This is a genomic window from Elioraea sp. Yellowstone (assembly GCF_006704265.1).
In the GTDB taxonomy this organism is placed as follows: Bacteria; Pseudomonadota; Alphaproteobacteria; order Acetobacterales; family Acetobacteraceae; genus Elioraea.
The window spans coordinates 1-5,267 of the sequence record NZ_VIKA01000195.1; the positions used below are offsets into that span (position 1 = coordinate 1).

The window sequence follows — 5,267 nt, forward strand, 5'->3', positions numbered from 1 at the left end:
CCCCGGCCCCACCTCCCCGGCCGGCCCTGCCGGCGCATGCCGCCCTGCCCGTCGCGCCGCAGACGGCCGCCAGCGATGCGGCGGCACGGCTCGACGCCGCCATCCCCGCTTCGGTCGGGCGCAAGGTCGATCCGGTGGTGCCGCGCGAGGCGCGGCTGAACCGCTGGCAGGGCACCGTGGTGCTGGCGGTCACGGTCTCGCCCGAGGGGGTACCGGCGCTGGTCGAGGTGCTGCGCTCCTCCGGCCACTCGATGCTTGACCGCGCCGCGATCGAGGCAATGTGGCAGTGGCGTTTCGCGCCCGCGCGCCGCGGCGGCGTGCCGGTCGAGGAGCGCATCGCCATCCCGATCACCTTCCGCATCGTCGACTGAGGGAGCCACCCATGGTCCGGCTGGACCGCATCACCACCCGCGGCGGCGACCGCGGCGAGACGTCGCTCGGCGACGGCACGCGCCTGCGCAAGGACGCGCGGCGCATCGAGGCGATCGGCAGGGTGGACGAGACCAATGCGGCGATCGGGCTGATGCGCCTGGTCACCGGCGCAGGGGAGGCGGGGTCGGATCTCGCCACGGCGGACGCGATGCTCGATCGCATCCAGCACGACCTGTTCGACCTCGGCGCCGATCTCTGCACGCCGTTCGCGGAGGGCGAGGACCCGGCCCGCACCCTGCGCATCGTGCCGGCGCAGCTCGCCCGGCTCGAGGCGGAGATCGCGGCGATGAACGCGGAGCTGCCGCCGCTCCGCTCCTTCGTCCTGCCCGGCGGCAGTCCCGCCTCGGCCTGGGCGCACCACGCGCGCACCGTGGCGCGCGCGGCCGAGCGCGCGGTGGTCGCGCTCGCCGCCGCCGAGCCTGTCAACCCCGACGCGCTGCGCTACCTCAACCGCCTCTCCGACCACCTGTTCGTGCTCGGCCGCTGGCTGAACCGGCGTGGCGGCGCGGAGGTGCTGTGGCGCCCGGGTGTCAACCGCTGATCAGGACCCAGGATCGTCGGGCCACTCGACGGGGTTGTTGAGGTAGTACTCGTCGCGCGGAAAGAGGTCGGTGTTCACCTCGCCGCCCTTGCGCGGCGTCTCGGGCGTCCACACCACCGGCGGCGCGGCGAGCATCCGTGCGAATTCCGCCGGCTCGACCCTGGCGCGCGCCGCCCAGTCGCGGAACGTCTGGCTCGCGAAGCGGGCGAGCAGCGCCTCGCGATCGAGCGGAATGGGCGCGGTGCTGCCGATCAGCACCGAGAGGGGGCGCAGCAGCACCGCATGCGGGAACACGCTGACGAAGCTCTCCACCACGCGCCTAGTCGGCGCCCACTGCACGAACAGCCCGCCCGGCTTGAGGCTGTCGCGCACCAGGCGCAGGAACTCCACCGAGTAGAGCATGCCGCTGTGCGAGGTCTGCGGCAGGATCGCATCCGCCTCCACCACGTCCCAGCGCCGCCCGGAGACGAAGATCTCCCGCCGCCCGTCGCCGACCGCGAGCTCGAAGCGCGGATCGCGCGCAAGCCAGGCCGGCGCGCTGTCCGGATGGCGGGCGGCGTAGTCGCGGATCACCCGATAGACCGGCTGGATCAGCTCGATCGCGCGCACGCGCTCCGTCGCGGGATTCCAGCCGGCGGCGTAGGGCGTGCCGCCCGAGCCGACCCCGATCACCATCACCTCCCGCGGGTCGGGGTGGATCGCCGGGCCGAGCGCGCCGAGAAGCACGTGGTGCGGCCAGAACGGCACGCGGCTCTGGGTATGGCCGGTGATGAACATCGGCCCCGCGCCGTTCGCGAGCCGGAGCACCGCCACCCCCGAACGGTCCTCGGCGACGATGCCCTGCTGGCCGTCCCCCACCCCATGGATGCGCGACCACCAGGCGGCGTTGGAGGGGAAGATCGCGATCACCCCGGCGGTGGCGGCGGCAAGCCCGAAGGCGGTGGCGTCGCGCCGTCCGTCGCGCGTGCAGTGCACCAGCCACCAGAGCAGCATCCCGCCGGCGAGGCCCGCCAGCGCCACCGCCGTGCCGGCGGAGCCGAGCTGGTGCAGCAGCACGAGGCCCGAGACCACGCTGCCGGCGGCGTTGCCGACGATGTTGCCGAGCTGGACGATGCCGACGCGGAACCCGACCGTCGCGATGTCACGCTGCACCGCGCGCTGCACCACCGGGAAGCTCATCCCGAGCAGGAAGGCCGGCGGGCCGATCAGCACCACCGCCATGGCGGCGAGCCAGCCCAGCGCCTCGGCCGAGATGCGGAACCGCTCGATCCCCATCACCGCGGCGAAGGGCGGCCAGGCGGAGATGAGCCAGAGCCCGAGCAGCGTCGCCGCGGCAGCAAGCGCCGCCCAGGACTGGAGCAGGATGAAGGCGCGGCGTTCGTCACGCACACGGCGCAGCCAATGCGCGCCGTAGAGCAGCCCGGCCCCGTCGGCGAGCAGGAACACGCCGAGGATCAGCGGGAAGGCGTAGGCCGAGCCCTGCCCGACGATCCCGAGCACGCGCACCCAGAGGATCTCCAGCGCGACGATCAGGAATCCCGAGAGGAACACCAGCAGCGTCCAGGCCGGCAGGCCCATCGCTCCCGGCGCCGCGGCGGTGATCGCGACCGGCGCCGCGCGCGCAGCCGGCACGTCGTCCGGCAGGCGGGCGCGGATCGCGAGCGCCGCGAGCGCAGCCAGCGCATTGAGGGCGGCGCCGAGTCGGATCGAGGCCTCGAAGCCGATCGAGCCGACGATCAGGAACCCGCCCGCGAGCGTGCCCGCCGCGGCGCCGAGCGTGTTCACGCCGTAGAGCAGGCCGATCCGGTGCGCCGCGGTCTCGATGCGCGCCACCACCGCCTTGGCCAGCACCGGCAGCGACAGTCCCATCAGGAAGGTCGGCACCAGCAGCCCGGCGAAGCAGACCGCGAACACCTCCCACCGCCCGGTGAGCAGCGGGCCGAGCCGCTCCACCACCAGGTCATAGAGGAACGGGCGCGAGAGCAGGGCGAAGCCGGCGATGCCGAGCTCGACGGCGGCGAAGACGGCCGCAGCCCGGCGCGGCGCCAGGCGGTCGGCGAGCAGCCCGGCGGCGAGCGAGCCGAGCCCGAGCCCGAGCAGGAAGGCGCCGACCACGAGCGCGGCCGTGACCGCATCGGAACCGGCGAAGAGCCCGAGCATGCGCTGCCAGATCACCTGGTAGAGCAGGGCGGCGAAGCCCGAGGCGAAGAACGCGCCCCCCATCGTCCAGGCCACCGCGCGCTCGTCGGCCGCCGCGCGCACGACACTCCCCGGCACGCCGTGCATGAACGCCCCCCTTGGCCCCCTCCCGGCCCACGTGTGATGGTGCGGCATCATCAGGGCTTACGGTGTCGAAATCACGGCATCGCGAACGCCACGGGAGTTCCCGCCGCCCATGCCTGGACCTCTCCGCCTCGCCGTCGTCGGCGCGGGGCATTTCGGCCGCTACCACGTCCTGAAGGCTGCCGCCGAGCCGCGTGTCGCGCTGGTCGGCGTGGTCGACCACGATCCGGCCAAGGCGGCGCGCGTCGCCGCCGAGGGGGGCGCGCGCGGCCTGCCCGATCTCGACGCCGCGCTCGCCGCGGCCGAGGCGGTGGTGGTCGCCGCCTCGACGCGCGCGCATCACGAGATCGGCCTGCGCGTGCTGGAGGCGGGACGGCACCTGTTCGTCGAGAAGCCGATCGCCACCACCCTCGCCGAGGCCGACGAGCTGATCGGGCAGGCGGCCGCGCGCGGGCTCGTGCTTCAGGTCGGGCATCTCGAGCGCTTCTCGGTCGCGCGGTCGGCGCTGGCGCGCCATGTCGGCCGGCCGGTGGCGATGGAGTTCGCCCGGCTCGCCCCCTACCGCCCACGCGGCACCGATGTCTCGGTGGTGCTCGACCTCATGATCCACGACATCGACCTCGCCCTGACGCTCGCCGAGGGAGCGGTCGCGCGCGTCGAGGCGGTGGGGCGGAGCGTGCTGTCCGACACGCTCGACTTCGCCCAGGCGCGCCTCGCCTTCACCGGCGGCGCGGTGGCGTCGCTGACCGCGAGCCGCGTCAGCCCGGGCGTGGAGCGGGTGGCGCGGCTGTTCGACGGCACGGGCTCGGTCGCGGTCGATTTCGTCGGCCGTCATCTCGCCCGCTTCGGCCGCGACGGCCGGCACGAGGAGTCCTGGCACGACGCCGATCCGCTCGCCGCGCAGCTTGCGGCCTTCGTCGCCGCCGTGCGCGGCGAGGCGGAGGTGGTGGTGGACGGTGCGGCCGGACGTGCCGCGCTGGCGGTCGCGCTCGCGGTCGAGCGGGCGTGCCTCAGCGATCCGTCAGCCTGAGCTCGATCCGCCGGTTGCGCGCATAGGCCTCGGGCGTATCCGCCGGGTCGATCGGCTGGTGCTCGCCGAACCCCGTCGCCGCCAGCCGGTTCTCCGGCACGCCGAGCAGGGCGAGCAGCCGCACCACGGTGATCGCGCGCGCCGCCGAGAGTTCCCAGTTCGAGGTGAAGCGCCCGCCCGGACCGATGGGCGTGCGGTCGGCATGGCCGTCGACGCGCAGGATCCACGGCACATCGGGCGGGATGTCGCGCGCGACCTCGCGGATCACCCCGGCGAGGCGGCGCATCTGCTCGATCCCCTCGGGCTGCAGCTCGGCCGAGCCCTGCGGGAACAGCACCTCCGACTGGAACACGAACCGGTCGCCGACGACCTGGATGCCCGGCCGGTTGCCCAGGACCTCGCGCAGCCGGCCGAAGAACTCGCTGCGGTAGCGCTGCAGCTCCTCCACCCGTGCGGCGAGCGCGAGATTGAGCCGCTGGCCGAGATTGGCGATCTGCACGTCCTTCTCGGCGCTTTCCTTCTCCGCCGCGTCGAGTGCCGCGGAGATGCGCGCGACCTGCGCACGCAGCTCCTCGATCTGGCGGTTGAGCAGCGCCACCTGGGCGCGCGCGCTCTCGCCGAGCCGGCGCTCCTCGGCGAGCATCGCCTCCACCGCCTGGCGGCGCTCCTGCTCGCTGGTCGCGCGCGCCGCCGCATCCGCCGCCTCGCGCTCCAGCCGGTCGCGCAGCGCCGTCAGCGCCTCCACCTGCTGGGCGAGCCGCACCAGCTCGGCGAGCCGCATCTCCACCGTCGCGCGCTCCACCGCGACCTGCTGGTCGAGCGCGGCGATCTGCTCGCGCATGCGCGCCAGCGTCTCGCGTTCGGCGGCGAGGGCGCGCCGCGTCTCGGCGAGCTGGCGTGTGACCTCGGCGAGTTCGCGCGTCCGGCTCTCGACGAGCTCGCGCGCCGCCTCGGCATCGCGCGCGCGGCTCTCGGCGAGCG

General features: G+C 74.5%; 5 protein-coding genes. 3 read left to right on the forward strand and 2 right to left on the reverse strand.

From position 1 onward, the window contains the following. Positions 1 to 371, forward strand: a 371-nt coding sequence (locus FK498_RS17195) for an energy transducer TonB (protein WP_141856718.1), incomplete at its 5' end; no start/stop codon positions are given. 11 nt (positions 372 to 382) lie between these two features. Beyond that, positions 383 to 973: a cob(I)yrinic acid a,c-diamide adenosyltransferase gene (locus tag FK498_RS17200; protein ID WP_141856720.1), complete on the forward strand. Its 591-nt coding sequence runs from the start codon at positions 383 to 385 to the stop codon at positions 971 to 973. Here FK498_RS17200 and FK498_RS17205 read toward each other — a convergent pair whose 3' ends face one another. Further along, positions 974 to 3,259, reverse strand: a complete 2,286-nt coding sequence (locus FK498_RS17205; RefSeq protein WP_141856722.1) for a fused MFS/spermidine synthase — start codon at positions 3,257 to 3,259, stop codon at positions 974 to 976. Between the two features lie 109 nt (positions 3,260 to 3,368). On the opposite strand from FK498_RS17205, the gene FK498_RS17210 reads away from it, so the two are divergent. Next, complete coding sequence (locus FK498_RS17210) at positions 3,369 to 4,286, forward strand: Gfo/Idh/MocA family protein (protein WP_141856724.1); 918 nt, start codon at positions 3,369 to 3,371, stop codon at positions 4,284 to 4,286. On the opposite strand, the gene FK498_RS17215 is transcribed toward FK498_RS17210, so the two are convergent. Next, on the reverse strand, positions 4,267 to 5,267 hold a 1,001-nt coding region (locus FK498_RS17215), incomplete at its 5' end, for a peptidoglycan -binding protein (protein ID WP_141856726.1). The two genes, FK498_RS17210 and FK498_RS17215, sit on opposite strands and share 20 nt — an antisense overlap.